This window comes from Leptothrix mechoopdaensis (SeqCode), from assembly GCF_053893855.1.
In genome coordinates this window covers 1208914-1228733 of record NZ_CM132699.1, presented here as the reverse complement: position 1 = coordinate 1228733, position 19820 = coordinate 1208914, and the positions used below count along the sequence as shown (strand labels likewise).

General features: G+C 62.4%; 13 protein-coding genes. 4 read left to right on the top strand and 9 right to left on the bottom strand.

Features of this window, described 5'->3' with window-relative positions:
* Positions 1–2: 2 nt before the first annotated feature.
* Both ACWA7K_RS05545 and ACWA7K_RS05540 read left to right on the top strand, forming a co-directional pair.
* Complete coding sequence (locus tag ACWA7K_RS05545; RefSeq protein ID WP_456166450.1) at positions 3–1028, top strand: ABC transporter permease; 1026 nt, start codon at positions 3–5, stop codon at positions 1026–1028.
* Positions 1029–1090: 62 nt separating this feature from the next.
* The gene (locus tag ACWA7K_RS05540) at positions 1091–2776 is read left to right on the top strand and encodes an ABC transporter ATP-binding protein (RefSeq protein ID WP_456168691.1); all 1686 of its coding nucleotides are present in this window, start codon (positions 1091–1093) and stop codon (positions 2774–2776) included.
* A gap of 24 nt (positions 2777–2800) precedes the next feature.
* Here ACWA7K_RS05540 and ACWA7K_RS05535 read toward each other — a convergent pair whose 3' ends face one another.
* Positions 2801–5434, bottom strand: a complete 2634-nt coding sequence (locus ACWA7K_RS05535) for a bactofilin family protein (protein WP_456166448.1) — start codon at positions 5432–5434, stop codon at positions 2801–2803.
* 305 nt (positions 5435–5739) lie between these two features.
* Here ACWA7K_RS05535 and ACWA7K_RS05530 point away from each other — a divergent pair, with 305 nt between their 5' ends.
* Positions 5740–6117 carry a hypothetical protein gene (locus ACWA7K_RS05530; protein ID WP_456166446.1) on the top strand — a complete coding sequence of 126 codons (378 nt, stop codon included), beginning with the start codon at positions 5740–5742 and terminating at the stop codon, positions 6115–6117.
* 245 nt (positions 6118–6362) lie between these two features.
* On the opposite strand, the gene ACWA7K_RS05525 is transcribed toward ACWA7K_RS05530, so the two are convergent.
* The 4 genes from ACWA7K_RS05525 to ACWA7K_RS05510 form a co-directional block, all read right to left on the bottom strand.
* Positions 6363–6713: a helix-turn-helix domain-containing protein gene (locus tag ACWA7K_RS05525; RefSeq protein WP_456166445.1), complete on the bottom strand. Its 351-nt coding sequence runs from the start codon at positions 6711–6713 to the stop codon at positions 6363–6365.
* 176 nt (positions 6714–6889) lie between these two features.
* Complete coding sequence (locus tag ACWA7K_RS05520) at positions 6890–9571, bottom strand: hypothetical protein (RefSeq protein ID WP_456166443.1); 2682 nt, start codon at positions 9569–9571, stop codon at positions 6890–6892.
* Between the two features lie 243 nt (positions 9572–9814).
* Positions 9815–12580: a hypothetical protein gene (locus ACWA7K_RS05515; protein WP_456210383.1), complete on the bottom strand. Its 2766-nt coding sequence runs from the start codon at positions 12578–12580 to the stop codon at positions 9815–9817.
* A 302-nt stretch (positions 12581–12882) separates the two neighbouring features.
* The gene (locus tag ACWA7K_RS05510) at positions 12883–15594 is read right to left on the bottom strand and encodes a hypothetical protein (protein ID WP_456210381.1); all 2712 of its coding nucleotides are present in this window, start codon (positions 15592–15594) and stop codon (positions 12883–12885) included.
* 317 nt (positions 15595–15911) lie between these two features.
* Here ACWA7K_RS05510 and ACWA7K_RS05505 point away from each other — a divergent pair, with 317 nt between their 5' ends.
* The gene (locus tag ACWA7K_RS05505) at positions 15912–16904 is read left to right on the top strand and encodes a hypothetical protein (RefSeq protein WP_456166435.1); all 993 of its coding nucleotides are present in this window, start codon (positions 15912–15914) and stop codon (positions 16902–16904) included.
* A gap of 27 nt (positions 16905–16931) precedes the next feature.
* Here the strand turns inward: ACWA7K_RS05505 and ACWA7K_RS05500 are convergent, their stop codons facing one another.
* Genes ACWA7K_RS05500 through ACWA7K_RS05485 form a run of 4 tightly spaced genes read right to left on the bottom strand, consistent with a single transcriptional unit; the run spans position 16932 to position 19788 of the window.
* The gene (locus tag ACWA7K_RS05500; RefSeq protein ID WP_456166433.1) at positions 16932–17252 is read right to left on the bottom strand and encodes a copper-binding protein; all 321 of its coding nucleotides are present in this window, start codon (positions 17250–17252) and stop codon (positions 16932–16934) included.
* A 20-nt stretch (positions 17253–17272) separates the two neighbouring features.
* Positions 17273–17755: a DUF411 domain-containing protein gene (locus tag ACWA7K_RS05495; protein WP_456168689.1), complete on the bottom strand. Its 483-nt coding sequence runs from the start codon at positions 17753–17755 to the stop codon at positions 17273–17275.
* 52 nt (positions 17756–17807) lie between these two features.
* Complete coding sequence (locus ACWA7K_RS05490; RefSeq protein WP_456166431.1) at positions 17808–18323, bottom strand: cupredoxin domain-containing protein; 516 nt, start codon at positions 18321–18323, stop codon at positions 17808–17810.
* A gap of 58 nt (positions 18324–18381) precedes the next feature.
* Positions 18382–19788, bottom strand: coding sequence for a multicopper oxidase family protein (locus ACWA7K_RS05485; protein ID WP_456166429.1), 1407 nt, complete (start codon positions 19786–19788; stop codon positions 18382–18384).
* Between the last annotated feature and the right edge of the window lie 32 nt (positions 19789–19820).

Here is a 19820-nt window from a genome sequence, read left to right as displayed (position 1 = left end):
ACATGAAGCGCTCGACCTCCCCCAACGCCCGCGCCTGGGCGCGTTTTCGCCGCCATCGGCTGGGCCATGCGTCGCTGTGGATCTTCCTGGTGCTGCTGGTGCTCAGCACGCTGGCCGAGGTCGTCAGCAACGACCGGCCGCTGCTGGTGTCCTACCAGGGCCGCATCAGCCTGCCGATCGTCGACAACCCGCCCGAGACCGCGTTCGGCGGCGACTTCCGCACGCCCACCGACTGGAAGGACGCCTACATCACCGGCAAGCTCCGAGAAGACGGCAACTGGGCGGTGTTCACGCTCAACCCGCATTCGGCGACCTCGCTGAACTACTTCGACCCGCTGCCCAGCCCCATGCCGCCCAACGCGCTGAACCTGCTGGGCACCGACGCGCAAGGCCGCGACATGCTCGCGCGGCTGATCTACGGTTTCCGCGTCAGCATCTGGTTCGCGCTGGCCTTGACGCTGACGGGGACGATGCTGGGCGTGGCCGCCGGCGCGCTGCAAGGCTATTTCGGCGGTCGCGTCGACCTGGTCACCCAGCGCCTGATCGAGATCTGGGGCGCCGTGCCCGAGCTCTACCTGCTGATCATCTTCGCGTCGATCTTCGAGCCCTCGCTGCTGCTGCTGCTGGTGCTGCTGAGCCTGTGGGGCTGGATGGGCCTGTCCGACTACGTGCGGGCCGAGTTCCTGCGCAACCGCAACCTCGAGTTCGTCAAGGCCGCCCGCGCGCTGGGCCTGGGCAATGCCCAGATCATCTGGCGCCACGTGCTGCCCAACTCGATGACGCCGGTCATCACCTTCCTGCCCTTCCGCATGAGTGCCGCCCTGCTGGCGCTGACCTCGCTGGACTTCCTCGGCCTGGGTGTGCCGGCCTCCGTGCCGTCGCTCGGCGATCTGCTGCGGCAGGGCAAGGCCAACCTCGATGCCTGGTGGATCATCGTTCCGACCTTCGTCCTGCTGACCGTGACGATGCTGCTGCTGACCTTCATCGGCGACGCGCTGCGCGACGCCTTCGACACCCGCAAGTCATGAGCAGCCACCCCAACGTGAACACCCAGACACCCCCGGCCAGCCAGCTGCCCCAGGTCGCGGGCATGCCGCTGCTGCAGGTCGACCAGCTCAGCGTGGCCTTCGGCGGCCAGACCGTCGTCAACGAGGTCAGCTTCGAGATCGGCATCGGCGAGAAATTCGCGCTGGTCGGCGAATCGGGCTCGGGCAAGTCGATCAGCGCCTTGTCCATCCTGCGACTGGTCGACGGCGCCAGCCACATCGGCGGCTCGATCCGCTTCGACGGCAACGAGCTGATGAGCGCCAGCGAGCGCCAGATGCGCGGCCTGCGCGGGCGCGACATCGCGATGATCTTCCAGGAGCCGATGACGGCCCTGAACCCGCTCTACACGGTCGGCAACCAGATCGGCGAGGTGCTCGAACTGCACGAGGGCCTGAGCGCGCGCGAGGCCCGCGAACGCGCCATCGCGCTGCTCGATCGCACCGGCATCCCCGAGCCCGCACGACGCGTCGACGCCTACCCGCACGAGCTGTCGGGCGGCCAGCGCCAGCGCGCCATGATCGCCATGGCGCTGGCCTGCAAACCGCGCCTGCTGATCGCCGATGAGCCCACCACCGCGCTGGACGTGACCATCCAGGCGCAGATCCTGGCCCTGCTCGACGAACTGCAGCAGGAGATGGGCATGGCGCTGCTATTCATCACCCACGACCTGAACCTGGTCGGCCGATACGCCGATCGCGTGGCGGTGATGTCGCGTGGCCAGATCGTCGAGGACGGCATCACCGCCCGCGTCTTTGCGCGCCCGAAGCACCCCTACACGCGCCAACTGCTGGCCGCCCGGCCGCAACCGCTGACGAACGCCGAACGAGACAGCCGCCAGACCCCGCTGCTGCAGGCCCAGGGCGTGCGCGTCACCTTCAGCCAGCCGGCCGGGTGGTGGCGCCGCAAGGACTTCGTCGCGGTGCGCGAGGCGTCGCTGGCCGTGCCACGCGGTCAGACCGTGGGCATCGTCGGGGAATCGGGTTCAGGCAAGACGACGCTTGGCATGGCGTTGCTGGCCCTGCAGCCGCTCGCCGCCGGCGAGGTCACGCTGCACAACCAGGTCGGCAGCGACCTGCTCAAGTCGGTCCAGGGCGCCAGCCAGCAGCGCGCCACCCAGCGCGTCGACTTGGCCGAAGGCGCTGACCTGCGCGCCATGCGGCGTCGCATGCAGGTGGTCTTCCAGGATCCGTTCGCGGCCTTGTCGCCGCGCATGACCATCGCCCAGATCGTCGGCGAAGGCCTGGCCTTGCATCACCCTGAGCTGGATGCCGTCGCTCGCGAGTCGCGCATCCGCGCCACGCTGGCGGAAGTCGGGCTGGACACCGAAGCCACCGCCACGAATCCGCGTGACACCCGCGGCGGCAGCGACCTGCTGCAGCGCTACCCGCACGAGTTCTCCGGCGGCCAGCGCCAGCGCATCGCGATCGCCCGGGCGCTGATCCTCAAGCCCGAACTGCTGCTGCTCGACGAACCCACCTCGGCGCTCGACGCCTCGGTCCAGCAGCAGGTGCTGGCCCTGCTGCTGCGGCTGCAGCGCGAGCAGGGCCTGAGCTACGTCTTCATCAGCCACGACCTCGCGGTGATCCGCGCGGTCGCCCATCAGGTGCTGGTGATGAAGGACGGCGAGGTCGTCGAACGCGGGCCAACGGCCCAGGTGTTCGACGCCCCGAAACATCCCTACACGCAGTCCCTGCTGGCGGCCGCGCTGGCGGCCGAGCCGGGGGATTGAGGGAGAAAGTCGCAACTCAACTGTTCAATAGCGGGGTATCAGTTTCATGATCACCGCCCAGGCGTCAGAGTTGTATCGGTGAAACACCAAACGGTTGTTCAGGTCGACCGTTACGTGGTCCCACCATCCACCGCCACCGCCGCCCCAGGCTTGCCCCGCACAGCCAGGCCCATCGCCACACTCGTCACGACGTGTCGCCGTCCAGATCTCGGAGCCATCCTGGAAGTTGACTCTCCATGCGGGCGGGCGCCCGCCGAATGCGTCGTGTATGGCAAACAACTCGCTGGCCGTCACAATCTGGATTTGCACTTTTCGGCCATATTCATCCTTCCAGCCCCGATACGAACCGCCGTCGTGCACCATGATGCTGGTTCGATTGTTGGTGGTCAGGTTGGCCGGGTCCAGCATGTAGGTCGTTCCTGTCAACAACTTTGAGAATGCATCGCGGATGCTCTGGCTCTTGTTGAATCCATTGCCATTACCACTACCATACTCGTTGTAGACCCCATAGATTTCACCGCCGAACTTGATCGGGCGATTGAGCATGACCTTTTGGCCGTCCATTCGGTAGAGCACAAACTGGCCGGGCATGTCAGACCATTTGCCGTTGACGCAATAGATCTTGTCGCCATCGCCCAGTGTCACCTCCCGGTCATTCGGCGAACAACTTGCACCCAGTTCAACTGGGTCGGTCAGCTTTGACCAAATGCTGTCCTTGCAAACCAGCAGACCAGTTTTGTCGATATCACTAGCCAGAACACCGTCGAGCGTGCAAGCTTTACCCTTTTGCATGTTGTGGAGCAACTGGGTGCCCGGCGGTTGCCATTTGCCATCCTTGCAGACAAGCAACGAAGGATACCCTCGCCCATCTAGGGCCAGTTCTTCGCTCGTCTGACAGGTGTTCCCGTCGGTTGCATAATCAAGCCGGGGCTTGGCAAAGACATTCGTCGTCCATTTCCCTTCTTTACAGGCCATCAATATGCGACCGGGACTCGGCGATGCCGTGGTGGTTGCCAACGCGCCTTCGACCATGCAGGCGGATCCTTCCGTCGCACTACCTTGCGCAACCGACTCCCACTTGCCGTTCGTGCAAACCGCCAGCGTGCCATCGGGCAGACGGCCCGGTGCGCCTTCGGGCGAGCAGACCTTGTCAGGAGCAGGTGTGGGCTGGACGATGTTTTCGGCGGTGATCAGCGGTGTCCACGCCGCGTTACGGCAGATCTGGACCTTGCCGTCCGTGCTCTGTGCTAATGCCAGGTTGACACTGCAACTTGCCCCGACGGTCACGCCCCAGCCCGTTGTGGCACCCAGCAAGGTGCCGTCCGGGGTGATCTGCGTGCCGCCAATCATCAGGCTGTTCGCCAGCAGCGCGCCGTTGAACGTCGCCGATGCGGCCGTCAGATCGCCATCGATCGACGCGCTGCCCCTGACCTCCAGGTTCTTCTGCAGCGTCACGTCTTCCTTGAACAGCGCCTTGCCCGCCACGGTGAGCTTGCCCTTCAAGGTCGTCGCGCCCTCGACGAACAGGTCCGACATCGCCGTGAGCACGCCCTTGAACGTGCCGGTGCCGTCCACCTTGACCTTGCCGGTGACGGTCTGGTCGCCGGTGATGGCCTGGTTGCCCGTGACGGTCTGATTGCCCCCGACCTTCAGGTCGCCGGAGATCTCGGCCGAAGCCGCCGTCAGCAGGCCGACCTTCTTCAGGTCCTGCCCGTTGAAATCCCAGGTGGCCGTCGGTGGCGACGAACCGTCGCGACGGACCATCTGCCAGTAGGCCGAGTCATAGCCGTTGCGGATCAACACCAGGTTGTCCACCCCGCGCGAGTATTGGGTGGTGGTGCTGGTGGTCGAGTATTTCCATTCGCGCGTGATCGGGTTGTCACGGGTCCAGCCGGCCTGAATCGATCGGAATTCCCCGTTCGGGTTCGTCCGATCCGCTTGTGCCTGGATATTGGAGGCATCGGGCGGACCCGACATTGCCGCGTCCGGACCGGCAGACCACATCAGCGGCAGGAAGTTCTGGATGTATCGCGACGACACAAACGGCTGGATGTTCAGGACCGACGAACTCAGCGCCTTGTTGAGGTTGGTGCAGGTGCTGGCCGTGCTGCCCTTGCCGATGCATTTGGGCTGGATGCTGATCGCATAGCCATTCGGCGCGCTGGCGGTGCTGGCCGCCCCCGCCGTGTCTGGCCCGGCGATGACCGCCTCGGTGGTCAGCACGGGCGTATCAGAAATACCGTGATCCAGCAGGTTCAAGGCCTTGAAATCTTCCAGCGTCGGCTGCAGTGCATTCTTCAGCACATAACTGCCACCAGCAGCCAGCGGCAAGGACAGCTGGCATTTACCCGCCAGGATGACCGGCTCGACCGCCGCCGACGTGCCGTAACGGTACGGCAGATTGGCACACTCGACTGGAATCGCGTCCACGCCACCGGTCTTTTGCTCGGTAAGTTGCGGGAACAGCAACGTCATGTAGTTTCCGACCGCATCGTTCAGTCGGGATAAGATATAACCCTGCTGTTTCTGCAGGGCCAGCGCAGATTGCTGCGCGGTCCAATCGACGGTAACGGCGGCCGCACTCCCCAGGGCTGCGGTGCCCAGCGCCAGATTCGCGAAGATCGCGCCTGACTGACTTCTGATCGATCTGAATCTCATCACGTCCCCCATAAAACCAATTCGATGAACCAAACTACCTGGCAGGCAGACGCAGTAAATCGGATGGGTTTTGATTGTCTTGGGTGCGACTGACAGGTCAATGGCAAACTCAGTGTGACGAGACCACTCAAACGTGTCATTACGACGTATGAGCGACAACTTCGCACGGGTTGGCCTCAGGGCCGCTCAATCCTCTGGCCGAGGGAAAGCTGCTGCTGCAGGGCGACCAGCCCTGCGTGCGCTTCGCCCGTCGAACCTGAGTCAATCAGGCCAGCCGCGACGGCAACGAAGGGGGGAGCATCGGCTTGCGTCTGATGCACGGCCGCCGCAATCGCATCGATGGATCGCACCGACATCCACGGCGCGTCTGCCGTGTCGATGCCCACCTGCAGATGTCGTCGGAAGGCCGGTGCCAGCCCGACATGATCGTCAAGGCGCTGCAGTTCACGACCGAGGACCTGAACCTGGCCGGCCGCTACCTCGATCGCGTGGCGACGATGTCGCCTGGACCGGCAACAAAGATCACGGCGAGCATCAAGCTCTTGATCTTCTTCCCGGAAGAACCGGTCGATGACCGGTTCCTGGCGCGTCAGCGCAAGGCCAAGCTCAAGGGCTACGTGCAGACGTTGGGGGTGAACGCCCGCAGTACCCGACCGGGGCACTGGTGGGCATGGAGTTCTTGAGGGGGTTCTACAACCTGTCGGACGAGCAGTGCGAGCAGGACGTGCTCGATCAGAAGAGCTTCCAGCGCTTCTGTTGGCTCGACGGCGCCTTGGGCAACCGGACCCGCGCAAGTGTCGAACACGTCTTCGCCAGCCTGGCCCAGGATGGCGGGAAATGCGTGCAGGCAATGACGCTGGCGCGCCATGCAATCGCCATCACGCTGCAGTGCGCGCGGCCTACACCGCACGCACGCTGGTGTGGCGGGTCAAGAGGACAGGTGCGTCTGCGAGGCCGGCGTGAGAGGCCAAAGCCCGCCCCTGACGCGGCGACCAGCCTCAACAGACAGTCCGCCAGACCGAGAAGAACGCCGATTTCGATCGATGACGCTGGCGCGAGAACGATCGCGAGGGCGGTTGGCCGCATCGGTCGATGCAATCGACAGCTTTAGGAGCCCGCCAAGTGCCTCGTCGGCACCGCCGTTTCGGCTCACTTCGCGACTCACGGAACTGGAGTTGCGCTCCAGCGCCTTGGCAATCGAGCGCAGGCCGTGTCCCCACTGAAGCACGCTCGAGAGCGTCACGCGCTCTTCGGGCTGCAATTGCCGGTATCTCGTCATCTTCATACCTGACCGAGACGGTGAGGTATTTTACTTCAGACTTGAATCCACCGCCGAATGAACTTTATGGCCACATTACCCCCGGCCCACAGGGCCTGCGAATCAGACTTGTCAGCCAGGGGAATAGAAGAGTGATTCAGCAGCCGAACAATTTCGCCCAGAAAGATTCCCTCGACTCACAGCATCTTTACGCGGAGGGCAACAGCCTGGGGTTCTGAACGATCACGGAAAGATGTCACGACATTACCGTAATAGAGGCGCGCAGCAACGTGGTAAAAGCTTTCGGTAGTTGCATGCCATCCGTAGTCGCTCAGGTACGTTTGAACATCTGAGTAGCCCATTTCTGCCCATCTCACATGGGCCGTCCAAAAGGTGAGGTCCGGCACACCCACGCCAGTCCAAGCGTTGCCAATGGCATCCTGGAACGTCGATGCAAATGGAGCAGCGTTTGCTGGTAGGCACACCTCCACGCCTGCAGGTGTTGGACTGGTGTCTGATGTCAATCTCCACAGATTGTCAGCGGTAGTGCATCTGCTATTTGGACCAATTGCCATTGCTGGCCAGCGCGGATGAAATCGTCCATCCATGTTATCTGGTTCGAACCCTGGATTGCCCAGCAAAAATGCAACAGCATCCAAGCTTTGAGGCTTGTAAGGCTTATCCGTATAACCAGGCTCAGTGTAGAGATAGTATCTACCATCAGGAGTTACGAGCGGGCTGTGCGCAATCACTTCAACGCCATCCAAACGAGTCAAGAAAAGCGCGGCAACCCATTTCTGATTCAGGCAATACAACTGCTCATGATTCGGCAAGGTGGACAAAGCAATCTTTTCACCATTAGATGAGCATGTACCACCAAGACTGACAGGATCGGTAATCTTTGACCAGACTTGATTCTTGCAAACCAACAAGCCAGTTCTCTCCATGTCGCTCGCAAGAACACCATCAAGCGAGCAAGACTTACCGAGTTCCATGTTGGCCATCAATTGCAGACCCTTTGGTCTCCACTTGCCGCCGTCGCAGATGACGGCGGTATAGAAGCCGCTCTTGTTGTCATAGGCCATTTCGTCCTGGGTCTGACAGGTATCCCCTGCCCGCGCATAACCGAGGCGCGGCTTCGCGAACACGTTGGTCGTCCACTTGCCGGACTGACAGGCCATCAGGATGCGCCCTGGATTGGGAGGTGCCGTGGTGGTTGCCAACGCACCTTCGACCATGCAGGCTGATCCTTCCGTCGCACTACCTTGCGCAACCGACTCCCACTTGCCGTTCGTGCAAACCGCCAGCGTGCCATCGGGCAGACGGCCCGGTGCGCCTTCGGGCGCGCAGGCCTTGTCAGGAGCAGGTGTGGGTTGGACGATGTTTTCGGCGGTGATCAGGGGTGTCCACGCCGCGTTGCGGCAGATCTGGACCTTGCCGTCCGTGCTCTGCGCCAATGCCAGGTTGACACTGCAACTTGCCCCGACGGTCACACCCCAGCCCGTTGTGGCACCCAGCAAGGTGCCGTCCGGGGTGATCTGCGTGCCGCCAATCATCAGGCTGTTGGCCAGAAGCGCACCGCTGAACGTCGCCGATCCGGCCGACAAGTCACCGTCAATCTGTGCGCTGCCCTTGACGAGCAGATTCTTTTCCAGCGTCACATCGTCCTTGAACAGCGCCTTGCCCACCACGGTGAGCTTGCCCTTCAGTTCCGTCGCACCCTCGACGAACAGGTTCGACATCGCCGTGAGCACGCCCTTGAATGTGCCGGTGCCGTCCACCTTGACCTTGCCGGTGACGGTCTGGTCGCCGGTGACGGACTGGTTGCCCGTGACCGTCTGGTTGCCCCCGACCTTCAGGTCGCCGGAGATCTCGGCCGAGGCCGCCGTCAGCAGACCGACCTTCTTCAGATCCTGACCGTTGAAATCCCAGGTGGCCGTCGGTGGCGACGAGCCGTCGCGTCGGACCATCTGCCAATAGGCCGAGTCGTAGCCGTTGCGGATCAACACCAGGTTGTCCACCCCGCGCGAGTATTGGGTGGTGGTGCTGGTGGTCGAGTATTTCCATTCGCGCGTGATCGGGTTGTCACGGGTCCAACCAGCCTGAATGGATCGAAATTCTCCGTTCGGGTTCGTTCGATCCGCTTGTACCTGGATATTGGATGCGTCGGGCGGACCCGACATCGCCGCGTCCGGACCTGCGGACCACATCAATGGCAGGAAGTTCTGGATATATCGCGACGACACAAACGGCTGGATGTTCAGGACCGACGAACTCAGCGCCTTGTTGAGGTTGGTGCAGGTGGTCGTGGTCGCGCCTGAACTGCTGCCCTTGCCGATGCATTTGGGCTGGATGCTGATGGCATAGCCGTTCGGCGCGCTCGTGGTGCTGGCCGCCCCCGCCGTGTCAGGCCCGGCGACGACCGCCTCGGTGACCAGTACTGGCGCATCGGAGATGCCATGATCCAGCAGGTTCATGGCCTTGAGGTCGGCCACCGTGGGTTGCAGCGCATTCTTCAGCACATAACTGCCACCAGCAGCCAGCGGCAAGGTCAGCTCGCATTTGCCCGCCAGGATGACCGACTCGACCGCTACCGATGTGCCGTAGCGGTACGGCAAATTGGCACACTCGACTGGAATCACGTCAACACCACCGGCCTTTTGCTCGGTGAGTTGCGGGAACAGCAGCGTCATGTAGTTTCCGACCGCATCGTTCAGTCGGGAGAAGATATAGCCCTGCTGTTTCTGCAGGGCCAGCGCAGATTGCTGCGCTGTCCAATCGGCGGTGACGGCGGCCGCACTACCCAGGGCCGCGGTGCCCAGCGCCAGATTCGCGAAGATCGCGCCTGACTGACTTCTGATCGACTTGAATCTCATCATGCTCCCCTGAATCGTCACCGAAGAACCAGCCCGCTGACGGATCAACCGAAAAAACGAAAGTGGTGCGATTCTGAGGATGACGGGATTAAGCCATCACGATCAAAATCAGCAGATCCACCAACCTAAACCGTGGATTCAACTCAGACACTGAGCCGAGAGGGATTGAGCCGCCGGAAGTCTAGGCCCAACAATTGGTGCAACCAAACTTGGGCCACACCATACCCGCCACCCACCAGACTCAGATTACCACGGCGAAGCGCAACTCTCGTCCGCCCATGGCCTACGGATCTTCACCGCAACTGCCCAATAATCGGTATTCCATCGATGACGGGATACCTGATTGTCGAGTTCGACGGTCATGTGATCCCACCAGTTGCCGCCATTGCAGTAAGACTCATCACATCTCACATCTGACCAGAGTTCGGTATCAACAAAACTCCATTGTCGAGGCCTGCCACCAAGTGCCGAGGCAAGTCCCTGCAACTCCCTTACAGACGGAAGCATGACCTCATAGTAATTACATTTGTCATTCAAGGCATCGCCATGAGATTGCCCTTCTCTCGCAACGGTCCACCCGTGCTTCCACCCATCTGCACTGAAGCTCACACTACTCGTTCGACGCTCGCTGTAAACCTTCACTGGATCTGACTCTTCAAGCAGCCAATAAGATATGTCATGCATCCTTTGTACGGTATACGCGCCATCTCCGCGCTCACTGTAAATATAATAATCCTCGCCATTATATTGCATCAGGCGACTCATCGTTACCCTACCACCATCAAACCGGTATAACTGCAAGGTGCCAGGCGATTGAGACCAGTAATCACCCTCATGGAACATATTGCAATACAAGGCTCTCCTTGGATTCGCCGACAGTTGAAACACCTTGCCAACTGAAGTACACCGATCACCATGTTTCGGGGCAAGAGACCAAATGCCGTTCATGCAATACAACTCGGCGCCACTGGGTGCCGTGACCTTTTTACCTTCAGGCGAGCAAGTCCCGCCAAGACCGATGGGGTCGGTGATCTTGGACCAGACGCCGCCCTTGCAAACCAGCAACCCGGTGCGTTCCATGTCGCTTGCCAGCACGCCGTCGAGCGAACAGGACCGCCCCATTTCCATATTGGCCAGCATCTGCAGACCTTCTGGGCGCCACTTGCCACCATCGCAGATCACAGCGGTATAGAAGCCGCTCTTGTTGTCGTACGCCATCTCGTCCTGGGTCTGGCAGGTATCCCCTGCCTGCGCATAACCAAGACGGGGTTTCGCGAACACGTTGGTCGTCCACTTGCCGGACTGACAGGCCATCAGGATGCGCCCTGGATTGGGAGATGCCGTGGTGGTTGCCAACGCGCCTTCGACCATGCAGGCGGATCCTTCCGTCGCACTACCCTGGGCAACCGACTCCCACTTGCCGTTCGTGCAAACCGCCAGCGTGCCGTCGGGCAGACGGCCCGGCGCGCCTTCGGGCGCGCAGGCCTTGTCAGGAGCAGGTGTGGGTTGGACGATGTTTTCGGCGGTGATCAGGGGTGTCCACGCCGCGTTGCGGCAGATCTGGACCTTGCCGTCCGTGCTCTGCGCCAATGCCAGGTTGACACTGCAACTTGCCCCGACGGTCACGCCCCAGCCCGTTGTGGCACCCAGCAAGGTGCCGTCCGGGGTGATCTGCGTGCCGCCAATCATCAGGCTGTTGGCCAGAAGCGCACCGCTGAACGTCGCCGATCCGGCCGACAAGTCACCGTCAATCTGTGCGCTGCCCTTGACGAGCAGATTCTTTTCCAGCGTCACATCGTCCTTGAACAGCGCCTTGCCCACCACGGTGAGCTTGCCCTTCAGTTCCGTCGCACCCTCGACGAACAGGTTCGACATCGCCGTGAGCACGCCCTTGAATGTGCCGGTGCCGTCCACCTTGACCTTGCCGGTGACGGTCTGGTCGCCGGTGACGGACTGGTTGCCCGTGACCGTCTGGTTGCCCCCGACCTTCAGGTCGCCGGAGATCTCGGCCGAGGCCGCCGTCAGCAGACCGACCTTCTTCAGATCCTGACCGTTGAAATCCCAGGTGGCCGTCGGTGGCGACGAGCCGTCGCGTCGGACCATCTGCCAATAGGCCGAGTCGTAGCCGTTGCGGATCAACACCAGGTTGTCCACCCCGCGCGAGTATTGGGTGGTGGTGCTGGTGGTCGAGTATTTCCATTCGCGCGTGATCGGGTTGTCACGGGTCCAACCAGCCTGAATGGATCGAAATTCTCCGTTCGGGTTCGTTCGATCCGCTTGTACCTGGATATTGGATGCGTCGGGCGGACCCGACATCGCCGCGTCCGGACCTGCGGACCACATCAATGGCAGGAAGTTCTGGATATATCGCGACGACACAAACGGCTGGATGTTCAGGACCGACGAACTCAGCGCCTTGTTGAGGTTGGTGCAGGTGGTCGTGGTCGCGCCTGAACTGCTGCCCTTGCCGATGCATTTGGGCTGGATGCTGATGGCATAGCCGTTCGGCGCGCTCGTGGTGCTGGCCGCCCCCGCCGTGTCAGGCCCGGCGACGACCGCCTCGGTGACCAGTACTGGCGCATCGGAGATGCCATGATCCAGCAGGTTCATGGCCTTGAGGTCGGCCACCGTGGGTTGCAGCGCATTCTTCAGCACATAACTGCCACCAGCAGCCAGCGGCAAGGTCAGCTCGCATTTGCCCGCCAGGATGACCGACTCGACCGCTACCGATGTGCCGTAGCGGTACGGCAAATTGGCACACTCGACTGGAATCACGTCAACACCACCGGCCTTTTGCTCGGTGAGTTGCGGGAACAGCAGCGTCATGTAGTTTCCGACCGCATCGTTCAGTCGGGAGAAGATATAGCCCTGCTGTTTCTGCAGGGCCAGCGCAGATTGCTGCGCTGTCCAATCGGCGGTGACGGCGGCCGCACTACCCAGGGCCGCGGTGCCCAGCGCCAGATTCGCGAAGATCGCGCCTGACTGACTTCTGATCGACTTGAATCTCATCATGCTCCCCTGAATCGTCACCGAATACCCAGCCCCCTGACGGGGCAATTGGAATATTGAAAATGAGCCGATTCTGAAACATACAAAAGTAAGCCATCACCACCCAAGTCAGCAAATCTACCGACTTAAATGAGTCATCCAACACGGACGTCGAGAAAGGACGATTTGAGTCGTCCAGTAGTCGGGTAAAGAAGGTGCCGGATGCTTCAGAAAACCCGACTCAGACAGGCTGCACCGCACGATCGACCGTGACGGAAGCAGCCTCGTAGAACTCAAGGAAGAGGGGCGTCGACGGCACCTAAACATCAAGGCCGTGGGTCACTGCAACTATCCCCAAACAACTTCTTGACCTTGAGGAGAACCGGCTTGGCTTCTGTGTTGTAGGTATGAAAGATCTTCGCACCCCAGAGATTGACGGAAATATGGTCCCACCAGTTTCCTCCGCCGCCACTCCACGGGGTGGAACCGCATCCCCAGTTTCCATCGCATTCATCGCGCCTTGACGCCGACCAGATCTCTTCGCCACCATCCCAATTGTATTGCCAAGGCGCAGGACGACCGCCAAACGCAATGGAAATATCACGCAGATCTTCGGAACTCGGGAGCGTCACGACATAGGTTTGGCAACGCCCCCTCGATTCGGCAGACCCCCACGTGTTGTCGTCGAATGGAGGCATTCTCGATGTCCAGGCCTCTCCCAATGCAGGGGAACTCGAATTGTTTAGCCAAGACGTGATTGCGTGATCGTTGCCCGCATATCTAGGCCAAGGGAGCCATGTCGCGATGTTGATGTAAGTCTGAGGCTTATTCATCCAGCCAGGCTCACTGTAGAAGTAATAATCATTACCCCTAAACTGGACCAGCCGATTCATCTCCACCTTCACATCGTCCCCACGCCACAGCGGCAACATGTCGGGCGCATTTGCCCAGACGTAGCCATTGTGAGCCGGCGCATGAATGCAGTACCACTTGGATCCATCCGCATTGGTGATGGTCTGATTCAGTTGATCACAGTTGCCACCAAGGGAGACAGCTTCTGTGATTTTCGACCAAACCCCATTCTTGCAAACCAGCAGACCTGTCTTTTGAACATCACTGGCCAGGACACCATCGAGGGTGCATTTACCCCCGAACGCCATTCGGGACAGCAACTGGGTGCCCGGCGGTTGCCATTTGCCATCCTTGCAGACAAGCAACGAAGGATACCCTCGCCCATCCAGGGCCAGTTCTTCGCTCGTCTGACAGGTGTTCCCGTCGGTTGCATAAACAAGCCGGGGCTTGGCAAAGACATTCGTCGTCCATTTCCCTGCTTGACAGGCCATCAATATGCGACCGGGACTCGGCGATGCCGTGGTGGTTGCCAACGCGCCTTCGACCATGCAGGCGGATCCTTCCGTCGCACTACCTTGCGCAACCGACTCCCACTTGCCGTTCGTGCAAACCGCCAGCGTGCCATCGGGCAGACGGCCCGGTGCGCCTTCGGGCGCGCAGGCCTTGTCAGGAGCAGGTGTGGGCTGGACGATGTTTTCGGCGGTGATCAGCGGTGTCCACGCCGCGTTGCGGCAGATCTGGACCTTGCCGTCCGTGCTCTGCGCCAATGCCAGGTTCACGGCACAACTGTCGCCGACGTTCACGCCCCAACCCGTCGCTGCGCCCAGCAAGGTGCCATCCGGAGTGATCTGCGTGCCCCCAATCATCAGGCTGTTGGCCAGAAGCGCACCGCTGAACGTCGCCGATCCGGCCGACAAGTCACCGTCAATCTGTGCGCTGCCCTTGACGAGCAGATTCTTTTCCAGTGTCACATCGTCCTTGAACAGCGCCTTGCCCACCACGGTGAGCTTGCCCTTCAATTCCGTCGCGCCCTCGACGAACAGGTTCGACATCGCCGTGAGCACGCCCTTGAATGTGCCGGTGCCGTCCACCTTGACCTTGCCGGTGACGGTCTGGTCGCCCGTGATGGCCTGGTTGCCCGTGACGGTCTGATTGCCCCCGACCTTCAGGTCGCCGGAGATCTCGGCCGATGCCGCCGTCAACAGACCGACCTTCTTCAGGTCCTGCCCGTTGAAATCCCAGGTGGCCGTCGGTGGCGACGAGCCGTCGCGTCGGACCATCTGCCAATAGGCCGAGTCATAGCCGTTGCGGATCAACACCAGGTTGTCCACTCCTCGCGAGTATTGGGTGGTGGTGCTGGTGGTCGAGTATTTCCATTCGCGCGTGATCGGGTTGTCACGGGTCCAGCCAGCCTGAATGGATCGGAATTCTCCGTTCGGGTTCGTTCGATCCGCTTGTACCTGGATATTGGATGCGTCGGGCGGACCCGACATCGCCGCATCCGGACCTGCAGACCACATCAATGGCAGGAAGTTCTGGATGTATCGCGACGACACAAACGGCTGAATGTTCAGGACCGACGAACTCAGCGCCTTGTTGAGGTTGGTGCAGGTGGCCGCGGTCGCGCCTGAACTGCTGCCCTTGCCGATGCATTTGGGCTGGATGCTGATCGCATAGCCGTTCGGCGCGCTCGTGGTGCTGGCCGCCCCCGCCGTGTCAGGCCCGGCGACGACCGCCTCGGTGACCAGTACCGGCGCATCGGAGATGCCATGATCCAGCAGGTTCATGGCCTTGAGGTCCGCTACCGTCGGCTGAAGTGCATTCTTCAGCACATAACTGCCGCCAGCAGCCAGCGGCAAGGTCAGCTCGCATTTTCCCGACAGGATGACAGGCTCGACCGCGACCGAAGTGCCGTAGCGGTACGGCAGATTGGCACACTCGACTGGAATCACGTCAACACCACCGGCCTTTTGCTCGGTGAGTTGCGGGAACAGCAGCGTCATGTAGTTTCCGACCGCATCGTTCAGTCGGGAGAAGATATAACCCTGCTGTTTCTGAAGGGCCAGCGCAGATTGCTGCGCTGTCCAATCGGCGGTGACGGCCGCCGCACTACCCAGGGCCGCAGTACCCAGCGCCAGATTCGCGAAGATCGCGCCTGACTGACTTCTGATTGATCTGATTTTCATCATGCTCCCCTGAGACGTCACCGAATATCCAGCCTGCTGACAGGTCAACTGGAAAATCGAAAGTGACGCGATTCTGAGACACGCAAAAATGAGCCCACATAACAAGATTCAACAAATCTATTGACTTGAACGAGTCACCCAAAGCGCGCAACGCAGGCGGACAGGTCGAACCATCCAAAAGCCAAGCAACATGATTCGGCTGGGTTTTGAGTGGCCGGCATCCATCCATCATTCAAATCTCTTTCAGGACAGGTATATGCTGATTTACCCGGCCACATCTGAACCAGAATCTGGTATCTGAACCTCATTCACACCACATGCACCGCCCCGACCGCTCCAACTGCGCCAAGCCTGAAAGGGCGCAGCCGTCACCGTGGCGATGGGTGATCGCCGGACCGGTCTACGGGGTGTTGCTGCGTTTCGTGTTCGGCGCCCTGTCACCGAGCATGCAAGGCGTGATGTCGGTCGCCTTCCTGATCGGAACGCCTATGGCGATCGGTGCGATCTCGGTACGGCTGTCGCCAGCGGCAAGGACCTCGCTCTGGCGTGCCGCGACGGCACCGCTCCTTCCGATGACCCTGATGCTTGCCGGCTGCGCCGTGACGATGCTGGAAGGAAGCATCTGCATCGCGCTGATGGCGCCGTTGTTCTATCTGCTGGCGATGTTCGGCGGCATCTGCATGGCGCTGGTCAGTCGCGACCGCCCTCCGCCCAAGGATTCGCTCGCGGCACTGGCGTTGCTGCCGATCCTCCTGCTGCCGCTGGATGCCCGATCACCGGACGATTCGATCCAGACGCTGCGGCATGACGTCCACATCCAGGCACCGGCTGCCACGGTCTGGTCCAACCTGCTTCGCCTGAAGGGGATCCGCCCGGACGAACTGCCCTGGACCTGGGCACACGCGATCGGCGTGCCTCGCCCCCTGGACGCGGAGGTGGTCGACGCGACCGACGGCGCCACGCGGCACTCGACCTGGGACCAGGGCATCCATTTCTCGGCCCGGGTGCGCGACCGTCAGGAAAACAGCGCCATGGTCCTGCACTACGAGTTCGGACCCGACTCGTTCCCGGCGGGCACGATGGATGAGCACGTCGTCATCGGTGGTCGGTACATGGACCTGCACGAGGTGTCGTTCCACCTGGTCGACACCTCCCCGACGACAACCCGTCTGGAGATGGTGGCCCGCTACCGTTTGTCGACCCCCATCAACTTCTACGCCGTTCCGATGTCCAGGTGGTTGGGCCAGGACTTCCTGGGCGCCCTGCTCCAGCTCTACAAGACACGTTCGGAACGGGTGCAGCCGACCTGACCCTTGGGGCCCGGCCGGGCAGCCACGTCACTTCAGCAACTCCCACGATTCCACTGTGTAGGTCGGCCCGTCCTGCCCGGCCACGAAGCGGATGCGGTCGCCGACCTTCAGGCCTTCGACACCCTTGGGGTCGCGCACGACGAAGACCATCGTCATCGGCGGCATGTCGAGGTTGCGCAGCTCGCCGTGCTTGAGGGTCAGCTTGCCGCCGGCCTTGTCGACACGCCGGATCTCGGCTTCGCTCCGGTCGGGGGAATCGGCCGCGAGGGCCGTCGACCAGGCAACGGGTACCAGCAGGCTCAACAGCCATGCCGCGATGACGATGCGGCGCGTGGGGTGGGTCTTCATGTGGGATCGCTCCTGATGATTCATCGGTAGGACTGGTAGACGCTGGCGCCGCCGTCGCGCTGCACCAGCAGCACGTCGTAGGGATCCTGGCGGCCCTTGTATTCGGGGCCGTCCATGCCGGGCGACCCGACCGGCATCGCCGGCACGGCCAGTCCGACGACATTGGCGGGTTTCTCCTTCAGCAGGCGGCGGACCTCACGCGCCGGCACATGCCCTTCCAGCACGTAGTCGCCAACCTTCGCCGTGTGGCACGAGCCGTAGCGCTGCGGCATGCCCAGACGGGTGCGCGCCTCCTGGTTGCCTTCGTCGTGCAGGCGGACCTGGAAGCCGTTGGCCTCCAGGTGCTTGACCCAGTCCTTGCAGCAGCCGCAGTCCGGGCTCTTCCAGACCTCGACCAGCACCTTGGGCGACGTCGGCGTCGCGGCCAGCGTCGGCAGGCCCAGGCCGCCCAGCGCCAGCAGCGCGACCAGTTGCCGGCGTGACGTGCCGGGCGCGTTCTTCATCGTGTTCATCGGGCTTCTCCTTGAAGGGACGGATGGCATCGGGGCGACCGGATCAGCGTGGCTTGACGATCACCTTGCCCACCATGCCGGCCTCGTAGTGACCGGGCAGCAGGCAGGCGAACTCGAACTCGCCCGATCGGTTGAAGGTCCAGGTGATCTCGGCGCGGCGACCGGCGGGCACGTGGGCCATGTAGGGTTCGTCGTGTTCCATGGTCGGGAACTTCTTCATCAGCTCGGCATGGGCGGCCAGTTCCTCGGGCGTTCCGAGCACGAACTCGTGCAGCAGCTTGCCGCCGTTGCGATGCACCAGCCGGACCGTCTCGCCCTCGCGAACCTCGATGCGATCGGGGCTGTAGCGCATCCGGTCGCTCATGCGGATCTCGATGGTGCGGGTCGCGGCCTTGGCCGGCGCGGCGATGCCCCAGGGCTTCTGTTCGAGTCGCAAGGCCTGTGCGTTGCCCGCATGAGCCTGGTCGCCGTGGGCAAGCACCGGTGCGCTGACGGCGCCGGTCGCCGCCAGCAGCATCGCCATGACGACAGGTCGAATCGAGACGTTGGTCGTGTTCATCGGTGTTCCAGCTCGTTGAATGTGAATGCGTGTCCGGATCCGGGCCTCGCCCCCGGCTTCAATGGCCGGCATGACCGCCGGGCTTGCGGGCCTTCAGTTCGACGTCCGGAGAAGGGGCGCCGTTCGACCTGTCGGGTGCGCGCGCCGGCTCGGCCAGGTCGCCGCGCCATTCGCGTGCAACCGTGCCCGGCGGGTGCGTGAACCAGCCGGGATCGCCGTGGTCGCCGGGCTTCTGGTCGCGCCGCACCTTCAGCGTGCTGAACATGCCGCCCATCTCGAGCGAGCCGAACGGGCCCGTGCCGGTCATCATCGGCAAGGTGTTGTCGGGCAGCGGCATCGCCATCTCGGCCATGTCGGCCATGCCGCGTTCGCCCATCACCATGTGGTCGGGGACGACCTTGGCGATGCGCCCGGCCAGACCGGTGTGGTCGACGCCGATCATCGTCGGCACCGCGTGGCCCATCGCGTTCATCGTGTGGTGGCTCTTGTGGCAGTGGAAGGCCCAGTCGCCCTCCTCGTCGGCGATGAACTCGACCTGGCGCATCTGGCCGACGGCGATGTCAGTGGTGACCTCGGGCCAGCGGCTGCCCGGCGGGGTCGGGCCGCCGTCGGTGCCGGTGACGGTGAACTCGTGGCCGTGCAGGTGGATCGGGTGGTTGGTCATCGTCAGGTTGCCGACACGGATGCGGACCCGGTCGCCGAGCCGCACGTTCAGGCTGTCGATGCCCGGGAACACGCGGCTGTTCCAGGTCCACAGGTTGAAGTCGGTCATCGTCATGATCTTCGGCGTCGCGCTGCCCGGCTCGATGTCGTAGGCACTGAGCAGGAAGCAGAAGTCGCGCTGCACCGGCTCGATCAGCGGATGGCGGGCCTTCGGGTGCGTGACCCAGAAACCCATCATGCCCATCGCCATCTGCGTCATCTCATCGGCATGCGGGTGGTACATGAAGGTGCCGGGGCGACGCGCGGTGAACTCGTAGACGAAGGTCTTGCCCACCGGGATCGCCGGCTGCGTCAGGCCGGCGACGCCGTCCATGCCGTTGGGCAGGCGCTGGCCGTGCCAGTGCACGCTGGTGTGTTCGGGCAGGCGGTTGGTCACGAAGACACGCACGCGGTCGCCCTCGACCACCTCGATCGTCGGGCCCGGGCTCTGGCCGTTGTAGCCCCACAGGTGCGCCTTCATGCCGGGTGCCAGCTCGCGCACGACCGGCTCGGCGACCAGGTGGAACTCCTTGACGCCGTTGACCTGTCGCCACGGCAAGGTCCAGCCGTTGAGCGTGACGACCGGGTCGTAGGGTCGGCCATCGGGCGGCATCAGCGGCGGCTGCGTGGCCGCGCTGGTCTGGAGCACCGGCTCGGGCAAGGCGGCCATCGCGACGCGGCTGACGGCCGATGTGGCGACGGCGGCGGTCACGGCAGCCGTGACGGCGCCGGAGCCGCGGATGAAATCTCTTCGGTTGACCATGGGGGTGTCCTGTAGGCGCCGGCTCAATGGCC

Excerpts from the sequence above, each read along its gene's own strand:
- ACWA7K_RS05535 (WP_456166448.1), bottom strand. The coding sequence starts at position 5,434 with ATGAGATTCAGATCGATCAGAAGTCAGTCAGGCGCGATCTTCGCGAAT.
- ACWA7K_RS05525 (WP_456166445.1), bottom strand. The coding sequence starts at position 6,713 with ATGACGAGATACCGGCAATTGCAGCCCGAAGAGCGCGTGACGCTCTCG.
- ACWA7K_RS05495 (WP_456168689.1), bottom strand. The coding sequence starts at position 17,755 with ATGAAGAACGCGCCCGGCACGTCACGCCGGCAACTGGTCGCGCTGCTG.
- ACWA7K_RS05510 (WP_456210381.1), bottom strand. The coding sequence starts at position 15,594 with ATGAAAATCAGATCAATCAGAAGTCAGTCAGGCGCGATCTTCGCGAAT.
- ACWA7K_RS05500 (WP_456166433.1), bottom strand. The coding sequence starts at position 17,252 with ATGAAGACCCACCCCACGCGCCGCATCGTCATCGCGGCATGGCTGTTG.
- ACWA7K_RS05515 (WP_456210383.1), bottom strand. The coding sequence starts at position 12,580 with ATGATGAGATTCAAGTCGATCAGAAGTCAGTCAGGCGCGATCTTCGCG.
- ACWA7K_RS05490 (WP_456166431.1), bottom strand. The coding sequence starts at position 18,323 with ATGAACACGACCAACGTCTCGATTCGACCTGTCGTCATGGCGATGCTG.
- ACWA7K_RS05505 (WP_456166435.1), top strand. The coding sequence starts at position 15,912 with ATGCACCGCCCCGACCGCTCCAACTGCGCCAAGCCTGAAAGGGCGCAG.
- ACWA7K_RS05540 (WP_456168691.1), top strand. The coding sequence starts at position 1,091 with ATGCCGCTGCTGCAGGTCGACCAGCTCAGCGTGGCCTTCGGCGGCCAG.
- ACWA7K_RS05545 (WP_456166450.1), top strand. The coding sequence starts at position 3 with ATGAAGCGCTCGACCTCCCCCAACGCCCGCGCCTGGGCGCGTTTTCGC.
- ACWA7K_RS05485 (WP_456166429.1), bottom strand. The coding sequence starts at position 19,788 with ATGGTCAACCGAAGAGATTTCATCCGCGGCTCCGGCGCCGTCACGGCT.
- ACWA7K_RS05520 (WP_456166443.1), bottom strand. The coding sequence starts at position 9,571 with ATGATGAGATTCAAGTCGATCAGAAGTCAGTCAGGCGCGATCTTCGCG.